Source organism: Idiomarina piscisalsi (assembly GCF_002211765.1).
Lineage (GTDB): Bacteria > Pseudomonadota > Gammaproteobacteria > Enterobacterales > Alteromonadaceae > Idiomarina > Idiomarina piscisalsi_A.
Genome location: NZ_CP022133.1, coordinates 1,520,140 through 1,541,209 on the forward strand (window position 1 = coordinate 1,520,140; position 21,070 = coordinate 1,541,209).

General features: G+C 47.6%; 23 protein-coding genes and 1 tRNA gene. 4 read left to right on the forward strand and 20 right to left on the reverse strand.

Translation table 11 applies throughout. From position 1 onward, the window contains the following. Window positions 1–20: 20 nt before the first annotated feature. The 11 genes from acpS to rpoE form a co-directional block, all read right to left on the reverse strand. Window positions 21–401, reverse strand: a complete 381-nt coding sequence (gene acpS, locus CEW91_RS07360; protein WP_058579302.1) for a holo-ACP synthase — start codon at window positions 399–401, stop codon at window positions 21–23. Next, window positions 401–1,129 carry a pyridoxine 5'-phosphate synthase gene (pdxJ, locus tag CEW91_RS07365; RefSeq protein WP_088768364.1) on the reverse strand — a complete coding sequence of 243 codons (729 nt, stop codon included), beginning with the start codon at window positions 1,127–1,129 and terminating at the stop codon, window positions 401–403. The genes acpS and pdxJ overlap by 1 nt, the downstream gene beginning before the upstream one ends. Before the next feature lie 2 nt (window positions 1,130–1,131). Beyond that, the gene (recO, locus tag CEW91_RS07370; RefSeq protein WP_088768365.1) at window positions 1,132–1,833 is read right to left on the reverse strand and encodes a DNA repair protein RecO; all 702 of its coding nucleotides are present in this window, start codon (window positions 1,831–1,833) and stop codon (window positions 1,132–1,134) included. Between the two features lie 3 nt (window positions 1,834–1,836). Continuing rightward, window positions 1,837–2,754: a GTPase Era gene (gene era / locus CEW91_RS07375; RefSeq protein ID WP_088768366.1), complete on the reverse strand. Its 918-nt coding sequence runs from the start codon at window positions 2,752–2,754 to the stop codon at window positions 1,837–1,839. Next, window positions 2,751–3,440: a ribonuclease III gene (gene rnc, locus CEW91_RS07380; RefSeq protein WP_088768367.1), complete on the reverse strand. Its 690-nt coding sequence runs from the start codon at window positions 3,438–3,440 to the stop codon at window positions 2,751–2,753. The genes era and rnc overlap by 4 nt, the downstream gene beginning before the upstream one ends. Then, window positions 3,437–4,360 (reverse strand): signal peptidase I, encoded by a 924-nt coding sequence (lepB, locus tag CEW91_RS07385; protein ID WP_088768368.1) that lies wholly within the window; start codon window positions 4,358–4,360, stop codon window positions 3,437–3,439. Before lepB ends, rnc begins: the two co-directional genes overlap by 4 nt. Window positions 4,361–4,363: 3 nt before the next feature. Further along, the gene (gene lepA, locus CEW91_RS07390) at window positions 4,364–6,175 is read right to left on the reverse strand and encodes a translation elongation factor 4 (protein ID WP_088768369.1); all 1,812 of its coding nucleotides are present in this window, start codon (window positions 6,173–6,175) and stop codon (window positions 4,364–4,366) included. 119 nt (window positions 6,176–6,294) lie between these two features. Then, complete coding sequence (locus tag CEW91_RS07395; RefSeq protein WP_088768370.1) at window positions 6,295–6,720, reverse strand: SoxR reducing system RseC family protein; 426 nt, start codon at window positions 6,718–6,720, stop codon at window positions 6,295–6,297. Continuing rightward, entirely contained in the window at window positions 6,720–7,676 is a 957-nt protein-coding gene (locus tag CEW91_RS07400) for a MucB/RseB C-terminal domain-containing protein (protein ID WP_088768371.1), read from the reverse strand. The genes CEW91_RS07395 and CEW91_RS07400 overlap by 1 nt, the downstream gene beginning before the upstream one ends. A gap of 4 nt (window positions 7,677–7,680) precedes the next feature. Then, entirely contained in the window at window positions 7,681–8,256 is a 576-nt protein-coding gene (locus tag CEW91_RS07405) for a sigma-E factor negative regulatory protein (RefSeq protein ID WP_088768372.1), read from the reverse strand. Window positions 8,257–8,271: 15 nt separating this feature from the next. Continuing rightward, entirely contained in the window at window positions 8,272–8,850 is a 579-nt protein-coding gene (rpoE, locus tag CEW91_RS07410; protein WP_088768373.1) for an RNA polymerase sigma factor RpoE, read from the reverse strand. Between the two features lie 144 nt (window positions 8,851–8,994). Between rpoE and nadB the strand changes: the two genes are divergently transcribed. After that, window positions 8,995–10,608: an L-aspartate oxidase gene (gene nadB / locus CEW91_RS07415; protein ID WP_088768374.1), complete on the forward strand. Its 1,614-nt coding sequence runs from the start codon at window positions 8,995–8,997 to the stop codon at window positions 10,606–10,608. Window positions 10,609–10,862: 254 nt separating this feature from the next. On the opposite strand, the gene CEW91_RS07425 is transcribed toward nadB, so the two are convergent. Then, complete coding sequence (locus CEW91_RS07425; protein ID WP_088768376.1) at window positions 10,863–11,132, reverse strand: FAD assembly factor SdhE; 270 nt, start codon at window positions 11,130–11,132, stop codon at window positions 10,863–10,865. An 80-nt stretch (window positions 11,133–11,212) separates the two neighbouring features. Between CEW91_RS07425 and ygfZ the strand changes: the two genes are divergently transcribed. Both ygfZ and CEW91_RS07435 read left to right on the forward strand, forming a co-directional pair. Beyond that, window positions 11,213–12,103, forward strand: a complete 891-nt coding sequence (gene ygfZ / locus CEW91_RS07430; RefSeq protein ID WP_088768377.1) for a CAF17-like 4Fe-4S cluster assembly/insertion protein YgfZ — start codon at window positions 11,213–11,215, stop codon at window positions 12,101–12,103. 5 nt (window positions 12,104–12,108) lie between these two features. Further along, complete coding sequence (locus CEW91_RS07435; RefSeq protein WP_088768378.1) at window positions 12,109–12,591, forward strand: FKBP-type peptidyl-prolyl cis-trans isomerase; 483 nt, start codon at window positions 12,109–12,111, stop codon at window positions 12,589–12,591. A 49-nt stretch (window positions 12,592–12,640) separates the two neighbouring features. Here the strand turns inward: CEW91_RS07435 and CEW91_RS07440 are convergent, their stop codons facing one another. The 7 genes from CEW91_RS07440 to CEW91_RS07470 all read right to left on the reverse strand — a co-directional run bounded on the left by CEW91_RS07440 (window position 12,641) and on the right by CEW91_RS07470 (window position 19,838). Next, on the reverse strand, window positions 12,641–13,129 hold the full coding sequence (locus tag CEW91_RS07440) for a methylated-DNA--[protein]-cysteine S-methyltransferase (protein ID WP_088768379.1): 489 nt from the start codon (window positions 13,127–13,129) through the stop codon (window positions 12,641–12,643). 88 nt (window positions 13,130–13,217) lie between these two features. Then, window positions 13,218–14,729 carry a lysine--tRNA ligase gene (lysS, locus tag CEW91_RS07445; protein ID WP_088768380.1) on the reverse strand — a complete coding sequence of 504 codons (1,512 nt, stop codon included), beginning with the start codon at window positions 14,727–14,729 and terminating at the stop codon, window positions 13,218–13,220. A gap of 36 nt (window positions 14,730–14,765) precedes the next feature. Next, a protein-coding gene (gene prfB, locus CEW91_RS07450; RefSeq protein WP_096761347.1) for a peptide chain release factor 2 occupies window positions 14,766–15,864 on the reverse strand; the annotation gives its coding sequence in 2 pieces (ribosomal slippage) (window positions 14,766–15,788 and window positions 15,790–15,864; 1,098 coding nt in all). Between the two features lie 39 nt (window positions 15,865–15,903). Then, entirely contained in the window at window positions 15,904–17,610 is a 1,707-nt protein-coding gene (recJ, locus tag CEW91_RS07455; RefSeq protein ID WP_088768382.1) for a single-stranded-DNA-specific exonuclease RecJ, read from the reverse strand. Between the two features lie 13 nt (window positions 17,611–17,623). Beyond that, on the reverse strand, window positions 17,624–18,334 hold the full coding sequence (locus CEW91_RS07460) for a thioredoxin fold domain-containing protein (protein WP_088768383.1): 711 nt from the start codon (window positions 18,332–18,334) through the stop codon (window positions 17,624–17,626). A gap of 55 nt (window positions 18,335–18,389) precedes the next feature. Next, window positions 18,390–19,292 (reverse strand): site-specific tyrosine recombinase XerD, encoded by a 903-nt coding sequence (xerD, locus tag CEW91_RS07465; protein WP_088768384.1) that lies wholly within the window; start codon window positions 19,290–19,292, stop codon window positions 18,390–18,392. A 69-nt stretch (window positions 19,293–19,361) separates the two neighbouring features. Next, entirely contained in the window at window positions 19,362–19,838 is a 477-nt protein-coding gene (locus CEW91_RS07470) for a VC2046/SO_2500 family protein (protein ID WP_088768385.1), read from the reverse strand. 111 nt (window positions 19,839–19,949) lie between these two features. Between CEW91_RS07470 and CEW91_RS07475 the strand changes: the two genes are divergently transcribed. Further along, window positions 19,950–20,034: transfer RNA gene (locus CEW91_RS07475), tRNA-Tyr, on the forward strand. A gap of 18 nt (window positions 20,035–20,052) precedes the next feature. On the opposite strand, the gene CEW91_RS07480 is transcribed toward CEW91_RS07475, so the two are convergent. Continuing rightward, window positions 20,053–21,018, reverse strand: a complete 966-nt coding sequence (locus tag CEW91_RS07480) for an NAD(P)H-quinone oxidoreductase (RefSeq protein WP_088768386.1) — start codon at window positions 21,016–21,018, stop codon at window positions 20,053–20,055. Between the last annotated feature and the right edge of the window lie 52 nt (window positions 21,019–21,070).

The following is a 21,070-nucleotide window of genomic DNA, read 5'->3' on the forward strand; positions in this document are numbered from 1 at the left end:
TCGGTTGTGTTTAACCTATTTTATTCAGACTCTAAAATAACCGTTGCCACGGCGTAATGTTTTTCATCACTGATGGACAAATGGCTGGCAACAACCCCCATTTCTTTAATCCACTCGGCAGCGGTATCGGTAAAGTGCCAGCTGGGCTTTCCATAGTCGTCATGGACAACCTGCATATGCTGAAAAGACAGTCCTGCAGAAATACCGCGCCCAAAGGCTTTAGCACAAGCCTCTTTAGCGGCAAATCGTTTGGCCAAATACGCAGCCTCGTCAACCGATGCACTCATTTCTTCCTGCTCTTTGGGCGTCAGTACGCGCTTAGTTAAACTGTCGCCACGCGCTAACGACTTCTCGATACGGGACACTTCAATAATGTCCGTACCCAGTCCTACTATTGCCATTATCTTGCCTTATCAAGTATTTCCCGCATATCGCGGACAGCTTTATCCAGACCATCTAAAACTGCGCGGGCAATAATAGAGTGACCAATATTCAGTTCGACCATTTGCGGAATTTGGGCGACGTCGAATGTGTTGTGGTAGTGAAGGCCATGACCCGCATTAACCTGCAAACCAATAGAGTCCGCATATTCTGCCGCTTCCTTCAAGCGGGCCAATTCTTTCTTCTGCTCTTCTTCCGTATCGGCTTCAGCGTATTGGCCTGTATGCAATTCAATTATAGGAGCCCCGGCTTCTTTTGCCGCATCAATTTGCGTGCGATCAGCATCAATAAACAAAGACACCTGAATGCCTGCATCCGCTAAACGCTTGGTCGCATTAGCGATATTTTCGACTTGACCAGCAACATCTAAACCACCTTCTGTCGTCAGCTCTTCGCGCTTCTCAGGTACTAAGCAGCTATATGTTGGTTGAGTTTTTATGGCTATTTCCAGCATCTCATCGGTCACGGCCATTTCTAAATTCATGGGGACATTTAACGTTTGCTTAAGCATCGCCACATCGCGATCCGTAATGTGACGGCGATCTTCACGCAAATGAATAGTAATACCGTCAGCGCCGGCTCGCTCAGCTATACTGGCCGCCGCAACCGGGTCTGGATAGAGTACACCGCGTGCATTGCGTAACGTCGCAACGTGATCGATATTTACCCCTAAGCGTAGTGCTCTCATGATTACTTCCTTCTTTGCTGAAACAGTTCGCGGCTGCGCAGTGGCTTATCGCCCAGATACACGTGAAGTGCTTCGCGCATTATCCACTTTAACTGTTTTAAGCGGTGTTCGTCATTAATATCCCAATTAGCGATACGTTCAATATCGCTGACAGCATAGGCTTTGTCACCTTTGTATCGAGGCGCCGACACTAATCCATGATCAGGCACGAAATAACAGTACTCAAGCTCTTTTAACGGTTGGCCGGTATCTGCGTCGTGATGCCAGTCAAACGCTGCGCCCAAATGTTCAAGTAGCTGCCACTCAAAACGTCGCAGCGCTGGCTCGACATAGCTTGACTCAGCCAATGCTGCAATTGCAGACCAGTAGTGTTGAAACAACTCTTGAGCTTCGGCTTCGTTCGGCAGAAGACGCTGTAATAACTCGTTTAAATAGAAACCACTATAGAGCGCGTTACCATTGAGTCTTGTATTAACTAATTGAGTGTCTTGTTCAAGTAACGTTAGTGTTTTTAAGTCGCTACGGCCTTTATATTCAATTTTTAAGGGAACAAAAGGCTGAGCCAAGCCTCGCCAGGGGCTTTTAGGGCGCTTTGCCCCTTTAGCAATAAGACGGACGCGCCCGTTTTGTTCTGTGAACACGTCCAGCAGCAGACTGGTTTCCTGAGAGTCCCAGCGATGCAACACTAAGGCTCGCTGAATCACGCCCTAGTCCTCGCGATACCCTAAGCTTTTTAAAGCACGTTCGTCATCAGACCAACCCGATTTCACTTTCACCCAAAGCTTGAGCAGTACTTTGTTGTCAAGCAAGCGCTCTAAGTCACGGCGTGCTTCAGTGCCTATGGTCTTAAGGCGCTCACCGCCTTTACCAATAATCATGCGTTTTTGCGCTTCACGCTCAACCAGAATAAGTGCATGAATATGTGTCGTGCCTTTTTCCGAGTGACCGAACTGCTCAATTTCCACCGTCGTTTCATAGGGCAGCTCATCACCGGTAAACCGCATCAGTTTTTCACGCACAATTTCTGCGGTCATGAAGCGTACCGAGCGGTCCGTTACATAATCTTCCGGGAAGTAATGAAAGCCAGGCTGCAAATGGCCGCGCACAATTTTTCGCAGCTCATCAAGATTGTCGCCGTGGGTGGCTGATATCGGCAATATTTCTGCAAACTTATGTTGTGTGCTTAACCATTGTAAATGCGGCAATAACTTCTCTTTGTTCTTAACCTGATCAACCTTATTGACCAACAATACGACCGGCGCTTTACTGCGCTGTACTTTTTCCAGCACCATTTTGTCGTCTTCCAGCCACTTCAGGCTGTCCACAACAAACAAGACTAAGTCTACGTCTTTCAACGCCGAGGACGCCGTTTGGTTCATGACCCGGTTAATAGCCCGTGGCTCTTCAATGTGCATGCCAGGAGTATCAACGTAGACCGCCTGGCAGTCACCGTCTGTATCAACGCCTAATATACGATGGCGCGTCGTTTGTGGCTTATTCGAGGTAATGCTGATTTTTTGACCGAGTATGCGGTTTATCAGCGTCGACTTACCCACATTCGGGCGTCCAACAATCGCGACAAAGCCGCTGTGTTTGTTGTCGTCGAGTTCTATATCAAGCGTCATTTACGCTCCTGTAAATGTTCTAGTGCTGAAGTCGCGGCGGCTTGTTCTGCCTTGCGACGGCTGGTTCCACTGCCTTTGAAGGGCTCTTCTAAGCCCTCAATAACACAGTGAACCGTAAATTGTTGATTATGTGCCTGTCCTTGCGTCGCGATAACGTCATACTCCGGCAAAGGCTTCTGTCTGGCCTGCAACCATTCCTGTAGACGTGTTTTCGGATCTTTCTGGCTGACGCCTGGCTTTATGTCATTTAACTGTGGCTCAAACCATTTAAGAATAACGGCTCGAATCGTATCCATATTACTGTCTAAATAGATAGCACCAATAATGGCTTCTACCGCATCGGCGAGTATCGATTCCCGACGATAGCCGCCACTTTTTAGTTCTCCCTGACCTAACGACAGGAAGTCCCCCAGACCCATCTTTTTGCCAAGCTTAGCCAAAGAGCGTCCACAAACAATAGCGGCGCGCATACGGCTTAAGTCACCTTCAGCGACTTTCGGAAATTTTTTGAATAAAGCTTCAGCTATTACCAGGCCTAAAATAGAATCGCCCAGAAATTCCAGGCGTTCGTTATGGTTTGATGAGGCACTGCGGTGCGTGAGAGCTTGTTTGAGCACATCTTGTTTTTGAAATTGATGCCCGACAATGCTTTCCAGTTCAGTTAACGGTGGTTTGGGTAAACTCACTCGATACTCCCTAGCCTTTCAAATCGAATACCGGTTGGCACCCACGAAGGCAACCAACTGTCTTGTCCGCCGCGGTCCATTTCAAAACTCATCCAAATAAATACCGCTTTACCCACCAACAAGGTTTCGTCCACGAATCCCCAATAACGACTGTCACGTGAGTTGTCTCGATTATCACCCATGACAAAATACTGCCCTTCCGGCACAACCCATTCATCTCGTTGGGTACCTGGTTGGTCATAGAAAAAGGCTCGACGTGATGCGACTCTCGGATCGACTAAAATGTCATGCTTAACCTCACCTAAGCGTTCTTCGTAAGTTTTAAGTGGTGAAGAGCCGGAAAAGTAAGCACCATCGTCTTTTAATTGCGTTCGAATAACGGTCATTTCAGGACAATCTCGACGACCCTCTTCACACGCAGGTTGAATGTATAAGGTTTTATTCCGGTAAATAATGCGATCACCCGGCAAACCAACAACTCGCTTAATGTAGTCAATGCTTGGTTCTTCAGGGTATTTAAATACAGCTATGTCACCACGCTCAGGCTCAGTCGTCTCTATGACGGTGTTTTGAAATAGTGGCTCTTTGATACCGTAATCAAATTTTTGCACCAAAATAAAATCGCCACGCAGAAGCGTCGGCATCATCGAGCCTGAGGGAATTTGGAACGGTTCATACAACAGCGTTCTTACCACCAAAACCAAGGCTATGACCGGAAATATCGACTGCCCCAGCTCCATTAATTTGGGTTGCGGTGCTAACTGCTCTACTTGCTCTTCTGTCAGCGGACTTGTGGTCTTCTTTTCAACCTCAGCAACTATTGCCTGACGTTTAGGTTTTAAAAACTTCGCGTCGTATAGCCAAAGCAGCCCCGATACGATAGTGACTACCGTTAAAATTAATGAAAAATAATTGGCCATTTCCTATTTGCCTACTTTTAAAACCGCAAGGAAAGCTTCCTGAGGTACTTCAACATTACCCAGGTTCTTCATGCGTTTTTTACCTTCTTTTTGTTTTTGTAATAGTTTCTTCTTACGGCTTATGTCACCACCGTAACATTTCGCGGTTACGTTTTTACGCAGCTGTTTTACCGTAGAACGCGCAATAACATGGTTGCCAATGGTTGCCTGAATAGCAATATCAAACATTTGTCGTGGAATAAGCTCGCGCATTTTATCCACCAACAGACGTCCACGCCCCTCTGCGTGATCGCGGTGCGTTATCATTGCCAGTGCATCCACTCGGTCACCATTAATCAATATATCGACCCTAACCATGTCCGCAGGTTCAAATTTTTTGAACTGATAATCGAGAGATGCATAACCACGGCTGCAGGACTTCAAACGGTCGAAAAAGTCCATCACCACTTCCGCCATCGGAATTTCGTAGGTCACAGACACTTGTTTACCGTGATACGTCATGCCAGTTTGAACACCCCGTTTATCAACACAGAGTGTAATAACGTTGCCTAAGAACTCCTGTGGCACCAGTATGCTGGCTTCCACAATCGGCTCGTAGATGGTTTCAATATCATTAACAGGAGGTAGATTTACGGGGTTGTCGACTTTGACAATCGAGCCATCGGTTTTCTCAACTTCATACACAACGGTTGGCGCCGTCGTAATAAGATCGATGTTGTACTCTCGCTCCAGTCGCTCCTGGATAATTTCCATGTGCAACATACCGAGAAAGCCACAACGGAAGCCAAAACCAAGCGCGGCCGAGTTTTCAGGCTCATAGAATAACGATGCGTCATTCAACGCCAACTTACCCAACGCATCGCGGAATGCTTCATAGTCGTCAGAGCTAATTGGGAACATACCGGCGTAGACCTGTGGCTTCACTTTTTGGAAGCCTGGCACAGGCTCTTTGGCTGGCGCTCGAGTGTTCGTCAGAGTATCACCGACCGGTGCGCCTAAAATATCTTTAATACCCGCAATAACGTAGCCTACCTCACCGGTATGTAAAACGCCGGTTTCGTGAGGCTTGGGATCAAAATAACCGACTTTATCAATCTGGAACGACTGACCCGTGGACATCACGGTCATTTTCTCACCCGCTCGAAGCGTACCGTTACGTACACGAACCAAGGAGACAACCCCTTGGTAATTATCGAACCAAGAATCAATGATAAGTGCCTGTAGCGGCTCTTCTTCACTGCCTTGCGGTGGTGGTATTTGACGCACAATGCGCTCTAAAACGTCATCAATGCCAATGCCGGTTTTCGCGGAACACTGAACCGCATCAACCGCTTCAATGCCGACAATTTCTTCAATTTCCTGCGCCACGGCCATTGGATCGGCCTGCGGCAAGTCAATTTTGTTCAGAACCGGAACCACTTCCAGATCCATCTCAATAGCGGTATAACAGTTCGCTAAGGTTTGTGCCTCAACGCCCTGCGCCGCATCAACGACCAACAGCGCCCCCTCGCAGCCAGCCAATGAGCGAGATACTTCGTAAGAAAAGTCAACGTGCCCGGGGGTATCGATGAAGTTTAACTGATAGGTTTCACCATCCTTTGCCGTGTAATAAAGCGTTACACTTTGCGCCTTGATAGTAATACCGCGTTCACGCTCTAAGTCCATGGAATCGAGGACCTGCTCCGCCATTTCGCGGTCTGTCAGACCGCCACAATGCTGTATAAGCCGGTCAGATAGTGTGGACTTTCCGTGGTCGATATGAGCGATAATAGAAAAGTTGCGAATATTACTTTGCTTGAACGCCTTATCCGGCATTGATGATACCTCTGTAAAACTTAAATTCTGAGTTTCAAAAATTAGCCCCGATCATACTCATGTTAGGCGCAAGAACAAAGGTTTTTATGGTTTATTTGGTGAGAATTGAAAAAGCCACGTTATACGGTTTTTATTCGTACCAACTGGTTTATTTTAATGTCTCTGCGCCGAAACCAAGCCCGCAAGCCTAAAAACGTTAATGCGAAGCCCGCAAAGGACAATAAAATGGTAATGCCTTCATGAACAGCCCCAGCGCTTTGTAGCACGATGGCAATAACCAATAAAGTGACAATAGGTAAACCATATAACATGAGTGCGAACTGAGTAACGGCTTGCTCCGGCACATCGAGTTCTACTCGATCACCAACAGCAACATGCTCGTCTGTCACCACATGAAATTGGGCATTTCGGTCAGCAAACACTTTACTAAGGATACCCGCACCGCAAGTCGATACTTGTGCGCAGCCTGAACAAGCGGTTTTTAATTGCGTAGTTACAGTCACCCGATTGCCGTCGATGGCAACCACTTCTGCCAGTTCTTTCATTACTTCACTTCTTGCGCTACTCGCTGAGCGATGCTAAGCGGCACCTGCCCGACGACGGTAATTAAATAGTCATTATAACGCATTGTGAACAGAGTTTGTGAGGAAGAGAGCGCCACATCCGTTTCCATATCTTCGGTCAGCCTCGCAATATACACAGAGTATTCAGTTAAACCGTCCGAATACAAATAATGGTCAACCAATGTCGACTCCGAAACAAGATGATGACTTTGTTTATTCACCAGTTCAAAACCCTGAGGTTGCCAACTGGGTTTAACAGCAAAGCCAGGTTTGTTCAATACGCGAATGTCACTTAGTAACGGCGGCATTTCCAAGTTTGTAATTTCTTTTAAAACGCCAGGCGAGTCCTGACGAATAGACAAGCTGGTCAGCTGCATTTGCTCAACAATATCACCACGTTGATCATGCATGATCATTTTTAGTAGCATGCCTGACGCTCTGTCGACCCAAAGAGAATAGCTGTAGCGTTGGTTGTCGCGGCTAATCACTCGCAGATGCTGAGCGTTTCGACCTAATACTCGAGCACCACCACCAATACTTACCTGATAGGTGTCTTTTAAATTCGCAAAAGGCTTAGTGAACGCCTCCGGAAGGATGACAGAAACGGAGTCAGCAATTAAGGAGTAGTTACTCGCCGAGGTATGAAAATGGGCAACACGATTACCTTGCCTTAAAATACGAAAATCAGGGCCATTCATGCGAATGAGCAGCTCCTGACTTTGCGGCGAATCAGCAGACTGGAACCACTGATAAGGCTCTATCTGATGACCATGAACATGCACTAAAGAGGCTTCAAAATTGAGGGTTGTCAGTGCTTGTGACATACGGTCAAACCAGCCCTCACCGTCAAGTTCCTTTTGCGTTTCCTGAGCACTTGCCAGCGACATAAATACGATGGCAGTAGTGACTATCAGTGACTGGTACAACCGAGTTATCATGGAATTAATTACCTTTGTTGAGCTCCTGCTCTTTTTTCTCATCGCTTTCTTTTTGCTGCAGCATTAATTGCTGCTGATGATCGATTAAATACGACTGCACCTGACGACGACGCTGTTGGTCACTCACTTGTGACATTGGTTCAACGTGATTCAGACTAACCGGCTCACGACCACCAATAGGGTTAGTCAACAATGCGGGCTCTGCACTGACACCGTCGGCAGTTACAGGCTGTTGATAAACCTGAACGGTCATTACCGCAACAACGGCAACACTAGCTGCAACAGCTACTTTTGCTAACGGCTGGAACCATTTTGATGCTGCTTTACTTTGACTTTTCGATTGACCAAAACCGGGTTTTATAACATTCGAACTTTCGTTTTCAATAGCTGCACTTACACGTTGGCTGATATCCAGCTCCACGCTTGAATCTAATTCATTTTTCAAAGCAGCTCGTGCAACACTATAACGATGCCACGTTTGAGTCGACTGCTCATCATTTAATACATCATCAAGCTCTTTTGCGTCGACGTCCTGACTGTCAAACAAAGCTGATGTAACTTCTGATAGTTTTCGAGACATAAGCCCCTCTTCAATTTACCGTTCCAGCAACGGTCTCAGTTGGTTATCTATGGCCTCTCGGGCACGAAAAATACGAGAACGAACCGTACCTATTGGGCAGTCCATTTCTAACGCGATTTCTTCGTAACCAAGCCCCTCAATTTCTCTTAACGTAATGGCCTGCCTCAAATCATCTGGCAGTCCCTCAATGGTTTTTATCACCACATTTCTGATTTCATCAGTCAGCATATGGCTTTCTGGTGATGCACCGTCTTTCAGCGCTCCGGCGCCTTCGTAGTATTCAGCGTCTTCGGCATCAATGTCTGATGCGGGCGGCTTCCGGCCTTGTGAAACTAAATGGTTCTTCGCCGTATTAACCGCTATTCGATACAACCAAGTATAAAATGCGCTGTCCCCACGGAAGTTGGGCAGTGCGCGATACGCTTTAATAAACGCTTCTTGCGCGACATCAGCAACGTCTCCCGGTTGCTTTACGTACCTGGATATCAAACTCATGACTTTGTGCTGATACTTCTTTACCAACAGATCAAAAGCCCGATTGTCACCTTGTTGTACTTTTTTGACCAGTTGTTGGTCGTTCACCTGTTCGCTCATCCGAGCCTGTTCTCCCTTTACCCAGGAACTGCTGGAACTGGCGGCCCGTCCTGTTTGTACAGACTGTGACCAAGCCGCTTGTAAAAAGTTCGCAAATATTTCAGCAAATGCGTAAAATCATCCAAAATTCTTAATGAGTACTTTATGGAACCTGCAGCAAATTATCAATGCGATGTGCTGGTGGTTGGCTCAGGAGCCGCAGGCTTAACCTCCGCCCTGCTGCTCGCCGACACGTTAAAAGTCACAATATTAAGTAAAAGCGCCCTCACCGAGGGCTCAACATTTTATGCTCAAGGCGGTATTGCCGCTGTGTTTGATAAAAACGACAGCGTTGAAAGCCATATTGAGGACACCCTTATAGCGGGTGCCGGTCTTTGTGACCCAGAAGCAGTAAAGTTTACCACAGAAAATGCACGAGCCAGTCTACAATGGCTGATTGATGCTGGCGTGGGCTTCGACAAGGTTAAAAGCAACGGAAAGTCGCCGACGTACCACTTGAACCGCGAGGGCGGACACAGTCACCGACGTATCTTACATGCGGCTGATGCGACCGGTCGCGCCGTTCAAACGACATTGCAAGAGCAGGTTCTTAAACACCCCAACATTACTGTATTAGAGCGCTACAACGCCGTCGATTTAATTACCGGACAGCGTATTGGTGAGCAGCCAGGCTGCTATGGCGCCTACATTTGGAACCGCATGGAAGAGCAGGTGGAAACGATTGCCGCAAACTTTGTGGTTTTAGCGACCGGCGGAGCCAGTAAAGTCTATCAGTACACCAGTAATCCGGATATCGCCAGTGGTGACGGCATTGCGATGGCTTGGCGCGCAGGCTGCAGTGTCGCTAATATGGAATTTAATCAGTTTCATCCTACCTGCTTGTTTCACCCAAATGCGCAAAGCTTTTTGTTAACAGAAGCACTCCGTGGTGAAGGGGCTGTTTTAAAACGCCCTGACGGCTCCCGTTTTATGCCAGACTTTCATGAGCTAGCCGAACTAGCACCTCGTGACGTTGTTGCGCGCGCTATTGACTATGAAATGAAGCGTTTGGGTGCTGACTGTATGTTTCTTGATATTTCACACAAACCCAAAGCGTTTATCGAGCAGCACTTTCCCACCATTATGGACAAATGCTTGTCATTAGGCATTGATATGAGCCGTGAGCCGATTCCTGTCGTGCCGGCGGCGCATTACACCTGCGGTGGTGTGCGTACGGACTTAAATGCAAAAACGGATGTGCCCAATTTATATGCCGTTGGAGAGGTGGCTTGTACAGGCTTGCATGGCGCTAACCGAATGGCCAGCAACTCATTGTTGGAGTGTCTGGTGTTTGCCCGAGCTGCAGCGAACGATATTTTATCTCAGCAGTCGTCAGAGAAACCACAAACGCACCTGCCCAAGTGGGATGAAAGCCAGGTAAGCAACTCAGACGAAGAGGTTGTAATTCAACATAACTGGCACGAACTGCGTCTATTTATGTGGGACTATGTCGGTATTGTGCGTACTACAAAACGTTTGGAGCGTGCTCTGCATAGAATTGAGTTGCTGCAACGAGAAATTCACGAGTATTATGCGAACTTCCGAGTCAGTAATAATTTACTGGAACTGCGAAACTTGGTGCAAGTGGCCGATCTAATTGTCAGGTGCGCATTAGAGCGAAAAGAAAGCCGCGGCTTGCATTACACGTTAGATTATCCAGACACCCTGGAAGAAGCAGAGCCGACGGTCTTGACACCTAACACGTTAAAAAATCACTAAGTTAGTTGTGACAGTTGCCGTCTGAGCTGTGCTTGTTGCTCAGGCGGCTGTCGAAACCACCAAATCCACACCCACGATTTCACATTAACACCAGAGTCAGGTAATGACGCTAACGGCAATAAAATCAATATATTTCCAACGACAAGTGGTTTGCCAAACAATTTGCAGGCAATGCCCTGCCACCACCAATGACGCCCACAGAGGCTTCCAGACAGCGGTTGTTGGGGTCGGTTGAGTAAGTAAAAGTCCAGCGCTTAGACCTTTACGCGTGACAACATAAAGTCGACCATCCCTTTTAATTCTTCATCAGGGCATTCTTTGTGCCCCATAAACCAAGCGAATAAATCGGGGTCATCACAGGTTACTAAACGACGGAATACCGCTTTTTGTTCTTCACTGAGCTCGTCGTAAGCTTCTTTCACAAAAGGTTCAAAAAGCACATCAAGCTCTAGCATGCCCCGGCGGCAGGCCCATATTAAACGACGCTTGTCCTTTAAAACTTCTTCAGACTGTTTCGGGAACATAAAATCTCCGCAGCAATTGCCCTTGTAATTTCAACCAGTGCCCTAATATTAGCATGTAAGCTATCCAATAAGGAGTCATTGTGGTCGAGTTAAAACAAGCTTTAATGGATTCGAATGAGGATTGCCTTTCCGTTGACCTAACGGACTATGGTATCCTGTCGGTTTCTGGCGAAGACACTGACAGCTTTTTACAAGGACAGCTGACATGTGATGTGCGCAAACTCGACCAGGAAGATTGGTTATATGGCGCACATTGCGACCCTACGGGGAAAACATTCAGTAACTTTTGGTTGTTTCAACATGACGACACTGCATTTTTTGTCATGGACAAAAGCGCTCTTGAGAGCTCTTTAGCACAATTCAAAAAGTACGGTGTGTTTAGTAAAGTCGACATTCAGGACGTTAGCAACGATTGGCACATCGCCGGCTTTATAGGCAATAAGGCAAAAGACGCTTTGCCTGCTGACAGCCTGACATTGCACATTGGTCAACAACCTGATCAATTTATTGTACTAAGTCGACAAGCAGTATCTACGGACTATCCGCAGCCCTTTTGGGATGCGTTGGAAATTGAACGAGTCCGTCCGCAATTGACAGTAGAGAACAGTCAAGCGTTTGTGCCGCAAATGCTGAACATACAAGCGTGGGACGGAATCAGTTTCGACAAAGGATGTTATATCGGCCAGGAGACTATTGCCCGGATGAAATACTTGGGCAAACAGAAACGGGCACTCTTTCGATTGTCAGGCAAAGTAGCGCAAGTTGTGGAGCCGGGGCAACAATTAGAGAAAGCCATTGGTGAAAACTGGCGTCGTGCAGGTACGGTCATTATGGCAGTGAACCGCACCGACACACAAACGGACTTATTAGCGGTTTTACCCAGCGACATTGACGCTGACACCGCTATTCGAGTTCAGGGTGACGACGCAAGTCTACTGGAAATACACTCACTGCCTTATCAATTAGGTTAAATTTTATGAGCGAAACCATTGCACAGAACAAAGTCGTGGCTATCCATTACACTGTGAAAACAGAAGATGGCCAGACCCTGGACCAGTCTAAAGAAGGCAACCCGCTTAGCTTTATTCACGGCCGCGGAATGCTAATTCCTGGTCTTGAAAATGCACTGGAAGGCAAAGCAACTGGCGATAGCTTCACTGCTGAAGTTAAGCCAGAAGAAGCGTACGGCGAGCGTCACGACGGTTTAATCCAAACCGTTCCACGTAACTTATTCGGCGACAACGAAGTTCAGCCTGGTATGCAGTTCCGCGCAAGCACCGACCAAGGCGAACAGTCTGTTGTTATCGTTGACGTAAAAGACGACGAAGTGACTGTAGACGGTAACCACCCATTAGCGGGTGTTAACCTGAACTTTGACGTAGAAGTTGTTGAAGTACGTGACGCAACTGAGCAAGAGCTTGAGCACGGTCACGTGCACACTGACGGCGAAGATCACTAAGTCGCTGACAGCATTGTAGGAAACCCGGCTTTTGCCGGGTTTTTTCGTTTTAGGCTACAGCCTTACTCCCCTGCTTTTCCCGGTCCAGTAATTGCTGCTTACGATCCAGTCCCGCCGCAAAACCTCTTAATGAGCCATCCTGTCCAATAACGCGGTGACAGGGAATAACGATAATAACCGGATTTTTTGCAATAGCACTGGCCACCGCTCGGGTTGCGGTTGGTTTGCCAAGCTTCGAGGCCACCTGCTGGTAGCTCAACGTTTCCCCTGAAGGAATTTGTTGAAGTACATCGAGGACGCTCTTTTGAAACGAGGTAACGTTGGGGTTTAGAGGAAGATCAAATTCGTAACCAGGCTCTGAAAAATAACGTTGAATCTGCCGTGTTGCGGCTTCTAATAACCATTGTTCTGGTTCGTATTGATATTGACTCATATCCGGGCAGTATTTTTGTCCCTGATAGTACAAACCAAGGATATGTTGACTATCGGCAACCGCATACATGGTGCCCAGCGGGGTAGAGAATTCAGAATAGTACATAAAAGCCGTCCATAAAAAAACGCATTAGCTAATTATAGAAAAGACTATAACAGCCAATGCGTTTTTTGAGCAATTTATAAACGATTGCTTAATCTACTTTTGGACGCATATGCGGGAACAGCAGTACGTCACGAATAGACGCTGAATCGGTTAGCAACATAACTAAACGGTCAATACCGATGCCCTCACCCGCCGTTGGCGGCATACCATGCTCTAATGCGGTAACATAGTCTTCGTCATAGAACATGGCTTCATCGTCACCTGCTTCCTTCTGCTCGACCTGCTCACGAAAACGCTGAGCCTGGTCCTCTGCGTCATTAAGCTCCGAGAAGCCGTTTGCCAGCTCGCGACCGCCGGCAAAGAATTCAAAGCGATCCGTCACAAACGGATCTTCGTCATTACGGCGCGCCAGTGGTGATACTTCTGCCGGGTAAGCCGTAATAAAGGTTGGCTGAATTAAGCGATGCTCAGCAACCGTTTCAAAAATTTCGATTTGTACTTTACCTAAGCCCCAGGAAGACTGGACATTAACACCCACCTGCTCGGCAATTTCTACCGCGCTGTCCATGTGTTTCAGTTGCTCTTCCTTTACTTCCGGCATGTACTTCAAAATAGCTTCAAGCACGGTCATACGCTCAAACGGCTTACCAAAGTCATAGTCTACGCCTTGACTGGTAAACTGAGCAGAGCCAAGAACCGCTTCGGCTGCACCTCGAAGCATTTGTTCCGTTAAGTCCATAAGATCATGGTAGTCAGCATAGCCCCAGTAGAACTCTAGCATTGTGAATTCTGGGTTATGGCGTGTCGACAGCCCTTCATTACGGAAATTACGATTAATTTCAAACACTTTCTCAAAGCCACCAACAACCAAGCGCTTCAGGTAAAGCTCTGGTGCGATACGCAGGAACAGTTCCATATCCAACGCATTATGATGTGTGCTGAACGGGCGTGCCGACGCACCACCTGGAATAGCTTGCATCATTGGCGTTTCCACTTCTAGGAACTGACGTTCACTTAAGAAGCGACGAATGTATTCAATCACCTGAGAGCGCACGACAAAAGTATTACGCGACTCATCGTTGGTAATCAGATCTAAATAACGCTGGCGATAGCGCGTTTCCTGATCCGCCAAACCGTGAAATTTATCGGGTAGCGGACGCAAGGCTTTGGTCAGCAAGCGAACGTCGTCAACCTGAACACTCAACTCGCCGGTACCGGTAATAAACAGCGTACCTGACGCACCAATAATGTCGCCTAAGTCCCATTTCTTAAATTCGCTGTTATAAAAACCCTCCGCCAAGTTGTCACGCGCAACGTACAGCTGAATTTTGCCACTCATGTCCTGAATAGTGGCAAAGCTTGCTTTACCCATAATGCGGCGAGTCATCATACGTCCGGCGACCTTAACGCGAATACCCTTCTCTGCCAGCTCCTCTTTACTGACGTTGTCGTAGTCTGCGTGCAAATCAGCTGCCAGCGAGTCCCGACGGAAATCGTTCGGGAATGCGATGCCCTTATCGCGAAGCGCCGACAGTTTCGCCTTTCGTTGCGCGATCTGTTCGTTTACATCTACTTCGGGTGCTTGCGATTTATCAGTCATTATCGATTTTCCTCTGTCGGGATACTTAAATTAAACTTACAGCCCGCTTTTTAAGCTGGCTTCAATAAATGGGTCTAAAGCGCCGTCTAATACAGCTTGCGTATTGCGGTTTTCAACGCCAGTGCGTAAATCTTTAATACGCGCGTCATCTAATACATACGAACGGATTTGGCTGCCCCAGCCGATATCCGCTTTTGAGTCTTCCAGCGCTTGTTTTTCTTCGTTCTGCTTCTGTAACTCAAACTCATAAAGCTTCGCTTTTAACTGCTTCATGGCTGAGTCACGGTTTTTGTGCTGCGAACGGTCACTTTGACACTGCACCACAATGCCGGTCGGCTCGTGAGTAATACGAACCGCAGAATCTGTCCGGTTGACGTGCTGACCACCGGCGCCCGAAGCACGGTAAGTATCCACACGCAAGTCTGAAGGATCAATTTCAATATCGATGTCGTCATCTACTTCTGGATAAACGAACACCGACGCGAACGACGTATGGCGACGGTTACCCGAGTCAAACGGAGACTTACGAACTAAACGGTGCACACCGGTTTCGGTACGCAGCCAACCATAAGCATATTCACCCGCCACTCGCACTGTTGCTGATTTTATACCGGCTACATCACCTTCTGACAGCTCGGTAATTTCGGCTTTAAAGTCATGTGCTTCGGCCCAACGCAGATACATCCGCAATAACATATTGGCCCAATCCTGAGCCTCAGTGCCACCAGAGCCTGACTGTATATCCAGATAGCAGTCGGCACTGTCATTGTCTTTTGAGAACATCCGGCGGAATTCCAACGTTTCCAACTGCTTTAACAAGCCAGACAATTCATCCTGGGCTTCGTTGAATGTGCCTTCGTCTTCGGCTTCTACCGCCAGGTCAACTAAACCTTCTACGTCATCCAGGCCTTGCTGTAACTTGTCTAGCGTTTCGACGACTTGTTCAAGACTGGCTCGCTCTTTTCCCAGAGCTTGCGCTTTTTGCGGATCATCCCAGACATCGGGCTGCTCCATTTCACGGGTAACTTCTTCCAGACGCTCTACTTTAGCATCATAGTCAAAGATACCCCCTAAGCGCATCACTGCGCTCACGCATTTCTTTTATGTTGTTGTAGGTTGCGTTGGTCTCAAACATTCGACTACCTAATTCTTTGAATTTTGAAAGGGGCGTAGTTTAACGTATTGCGCGAATTTGCTCTACCAGCAACTGCACAGAAGTTTTACCGCGAAAGTGATTTAATTGCGGCTTGTATAACAACTCAACGCGCTGGACACTATTATTCGGCCATTCGTTGGTATCGACATTAAATGCAATCGCATCTAACACATCGCCCTGGGGGTGCCTAAGCACACATTTTAAGTGCTTCTCACCAACAATACGCTGGTCAACTATTTCAAACTCTCCGTCGAACATAGGCTCCGGGAAATGCTGCCCCCAGGGACCAGCATTTTGCAACATATCAACATTGTTTATCGACAGTTCTGATAAAGTGAGTTCTCCATCAGACCAATAAACACGCTGCTTTTGCTCTTCCGTCAGCCACTCCCCGGCAACTTGTTGAGCTAGCTCCGAAAACCGCTCTAAATTGTTTTTCTTTAAGGTTAAACCTGCTGCCATCGCGTGGCCACCAAAGCGTTCCATAATATTAGGTTCAAGCGTATGTATGCGCTCAAGCAAATCTCGCATATGCAAACCACTGACAGAACGTGCAGAACCTTTCAATACTTCATCATCTTCATGCGCCAGCGCAATAACCGGACGATTTACCTGCTCTTTCACTCGGCCGGCAACAATACCGATAACGCCGGCATGCCAGTCAGGCTGGTACAAGGTCACTAAGTCAGGAACCTGGCCAGTATCGAACTGCAATTTTGCAACGACAGCCTCAGCGTGCTCCCGCATATCGGATTCAATATTTCTGCGCTGCAGATTAAGCTCGTTCAGCTGCTGCGCCAGCCGCTGTGCGTGCTCCTTTTCTGCCAACAGACACTCAATCCCCAGGCTTATGTCATCCAGCCGCCCTGCCGCATTAATTCTAGGTGCCAACGCGAACCCCAAATCACTGGCATTAAGCTGTGCGGCATTGCGATTAGATACGTCCAGCAGTGCCTGAATGCCCGGACGGCAAAGACCCTGCTTTATTCGTGCAAGCCCCTGATGGACCAAAATCCGATTGTTGTAGTCCAGAGGCACAACATCTGCCACGGTCCCTAACGCCACCAAATCGAGCCAATCTGCTAAATTTGGCGTCGGCTGTTTCTCTCTTAAATGGGCGCGCAACGCCAGCAGTACATAAAAGGCAACGCCAACGCCGGCTAAGTTTTTGCTGGGAAACGAGCAGTAGGGCTGGTTTGGATTCACAATAGCGTCTGCATTAGGCAGAGTCTGCGCAGGTAAATGGTGATCGGTAACAATCACTTTCATATTCAGTTCATTGGCCCGTTCAATGGCCTCGTGAGCCGCTATGCCATTATCAACGGTGACAATAACTTTAATGTCTTTAGCGGCAAGTTCTTCCACCATAGATACCGACAACCCATAGCCGTCAGTCATTCGATTGGGAACACGATACCCAACGTGCGCGAAACCAAAAGCAGTTAGGGCCGACACCATAAGCGCTGAACTGGTCGCACCGTCAGCATCAAAGTCGCCGCAAATACAAACGGGTGACTGTTTTTCAAGTGCATCTGCCAAGATATTAACCGCAGAATCAATACCTTTTAAACTTGAAAAGTGCGTGAGCCCGGCAGCTTTAAGAGAAAGTTCTTGTTCGTTACTGACACCGCGGCGTGCATAAATTTGCCGCAGCAATGGCGACACATTGTGCGGCAGAAACTCGTCACTGACCGTCGAGTAACGGCGTATTGTGTAATCTGTCATTGTAACTGCTGAACTACTTTCTTAATTCAGACAACAGGCGACGGGCGGGCACGGCACCTGGAATTAAACGGCCATCGGGTAAAATAATTGCTGGCGTCCCGGTGACACCAAACGACTTACCCAAAGCATAATGCGCTTCAACCGGGTTATTACATGAGCTATTGCCACGGTAGCTTTCTTCGTCTTTAAAAGCACTTATTGCAGCCTTTTTGTCGTCTGCGCACCAAACAGCTTGCAGTTCCTGACCGCCTTTACTATCTAGGCCGCCACGCGGGAATGCTAAGTACTGAACGGTGATACCAGCACTTAAGTAACTGTCGAGGTTTTCATGCAGTCTTTGGCAGTAACCGCAAGTTGTGTCAGTGAATACCGTTACTTTGTATTTCTCGTCGTCGGCTTTGTAAACGATCATATCGTCTACAAAGTCCGTTAGCATTTCTTTTCGAACCGCTCCATTGCCCTTTTCTGTCAGGTTCTCATACCCAGGTTTTGTAATATCAAAAACACTACCACTGATTAACCTTTTACCATCTTCTGACACATAAAATATGCCCTGATTCGTTACCGCGCGAACATAGCCGTCAATTTCGCCGGGCTCAGTCGAGATGATTTCAATACCCTTGTGGTTTAAATAGCGAGTGTCTAATTTGTCAGCCAATACTGGCGCAGAAAGCATCGAAAAAACCATCGCAGATACAGCCAATAACGTCTTCAAATACTGCATAAATACCTCTTATAATTGATGACCGAACCCTACCCTGTTACCGCTTAAAATGCAATTATCCGCGCGGGTGATGCTGTGCGTGTAAGGCTTGCAGGCGCTCTCTGGCAACTTGCGTGTAGATTTGGGTGGTCGACAAGTCACTGTGTCCTAATAGCAACTGTAAGACCCTTAAGTCGGCGCCATGGTTCAGTAAGTGAGTGGCGAACGCATGGCGTAACGTATGTGGCGATAAATGAGCGTATATGCCGGCTGTTTCCGCATAATACCGCAATCGATACCAAAAAGCCTGACGAGTCAGTAGTGAGCCACGCTTGGTCACAAACACCCAGGGGCTTTGTTTGTCTGTCAGTGCGGTGCGACCGTGTTTTAAATAGCGCTCCAGCCATTCCAGCGCTTCTTCGCCTAACGGAACCAGTCGCTCTTTATCGCCTTTACCAACCACCCGCACCAAACCTTGCTGTCGGCTTACCTGATCATATTGCAAGCGAACCAATTCAGTGACACGCAAACCGGTTGCATACAACACTTCCAGCATCGTGCGATCGCGAAGACCTATAGCAGTATCAACTTCCGGTGCCTGCAATAAGTTTTCAACGTCTGCCTCGCTCAATGAATGCGGAATATTCTGTGGAAGCTTTGGTCGTTTTAACTTAGCGGTAGGGTTATACGATACCCATTGCTGCTTTACTGCGAACTGAAAGAATTTCTTTGCCGAACTTAGAAAGCGAGAAGTACTGCGAGGCGATAGCCCCTGAGTGCGGCGCCACAGCAAGTAGTCTTGAAGCGTTAATTCATCAACCTCAAGCAACGGTATTTTGTTAGGAAGCAGATACTCGCAAAAACGGCGCAAATCACTTCGGTAAGCGGCTTGCGTATTCTCACTCGCGCCATGATGCAGCCATAAATGCTCAGTAAACGCATCAATGCGATCTTCGTCTTCCGGAGGTAATTGCTTCATGTGGCTGCAAGGCTATTGGTTGCGAAACATCACAGCCATTATGCCCGAACCAGAGAAACGATGAAATGCTTAGTGCGTAATACCTAATTTTTGTAGCACATCGTAAAGCCCCGCCGGGCCGCGCTTTCGATAATCGTTCAGCTCTGACTCTTCTTGCTTTGACTTTTTCTTTTCAACGCGCTGGCGCACACGCCAATCTAAATTATGAAGCAACTCAATAGGCAAGCGGTCAGGGCTTGCGTCCTGCACAAGCGGCTGAGGGTGTGTGGCATCCTGAAGCTTAAAGTCAGACAGTTGGCTGACTGACTTATAGATACCGCTGGCTAAAACTGTGTTTTCATTCGGCTCTAAAGGACGAGCTCGAGCAGCACCAATGGTTCGTTGCCAGTTTGTTTGGTCGTATTGGCTATCCTCAATGACCGGGTCAGCGCCCAACACCGACACCCAATAAGCAAACTCGCCGGCGAAGCCATGATTAACGGCTTCACTCGCGTGCTGCTCAAAAATGTCCGATGCTCTGTGCTGAACCGACTGAACTTGGCTCATACTGACCTTAGAAAATAACCTGAGATACTCTTGTTATCGTCCAAAGTCAGGAAAGTTTAAGTTTTCTCTTTACAGCTCAGCTCTGGCTGTTATTATACGCGCCTCTTGAGTGGAGGGGTTCCCGAGTGGCCAAAGGGATCAGACTGTAAATCTGACGGCTCAGCCTTCGCAGGTTCGAATCCTGCCCCCTCCACCACTTTTCATTTCTCTCGACTTACCCGTCAATTTTCACGATAACTTTTCCTTGTGTTTTATTCGCAGCAACATAATCAAGTGCTTGCTGAATGTCCTTCTGCTCAAATGTTTTATCAATAACTGGCTGTATTGCACCACTCGTAAACTGAGGGCCAAACTGCTGCCACATTTGTGTCAGTATTTCACCTTTGCGCTCTGGCGCTAAAGAACGCAGCGTAGAGCCTATAATGCGTTGCCGCTTCATAAGCATACGCCCAAAATCGACCGTGCCTTCGCGCGCCCCCATCAAACCAATAAGAATGATACGACCGTCTTGGTTTAAATAGTGCTGATCTTTTCCGATGGAGTCGCCTGCTACTGGATTCAGCACCACATCGACACCGCCAATATCCTTCATGGTTTCAATAATGTCCTGCTGGTAACGATTAATAGTGTCCGTGGCGCCAAGTTCTTTACAAAAGATCTCTTTATCAGAACTGCCAACAACAGCTGTTATTGGATTACCACTTTCTCTGCATAGTTGAATAAGCGACGACCCGACACCACTTGCCCCGGCATGTGTCATAACCAACTCTTTCGGTTGCAGGTTTGCCAGCATAAAGACATTTAAATAGGCCGTAGCGAAGGTTTCCAGCCAACCTGCGGCCATTTCATCCGTCCAGTTATCAGGTACAAAGAGCACTTGTTCAGCTGGCACATTAACGTATTCAGCAAAACCTCCGCCGGCCAACAAAGCAGCAACCCGTTGCCCTTTTTGCAGACTACTCACACTGCAGCCAACCTCTGCGACAATGCCTGAGACCTCTAAACCGGGTATGTCAGATGCCCCCGGAGGCGGTGGATATTTGCCTGCTATCTGCATTAAGTCCGCTCGGTTCACACCGACGCTCGACACTTTGACAGTAACCTCATTACCGGCAGGTTGTGGTAATGGCTGCACTTCAGACCAGTGCACTTTTCCTTCAGACAGTTGTAAAGCTTGCATATATCATCCTGTTGCTGCTTAACATTGTTGTATTTAGACAGTATGCTGTTGC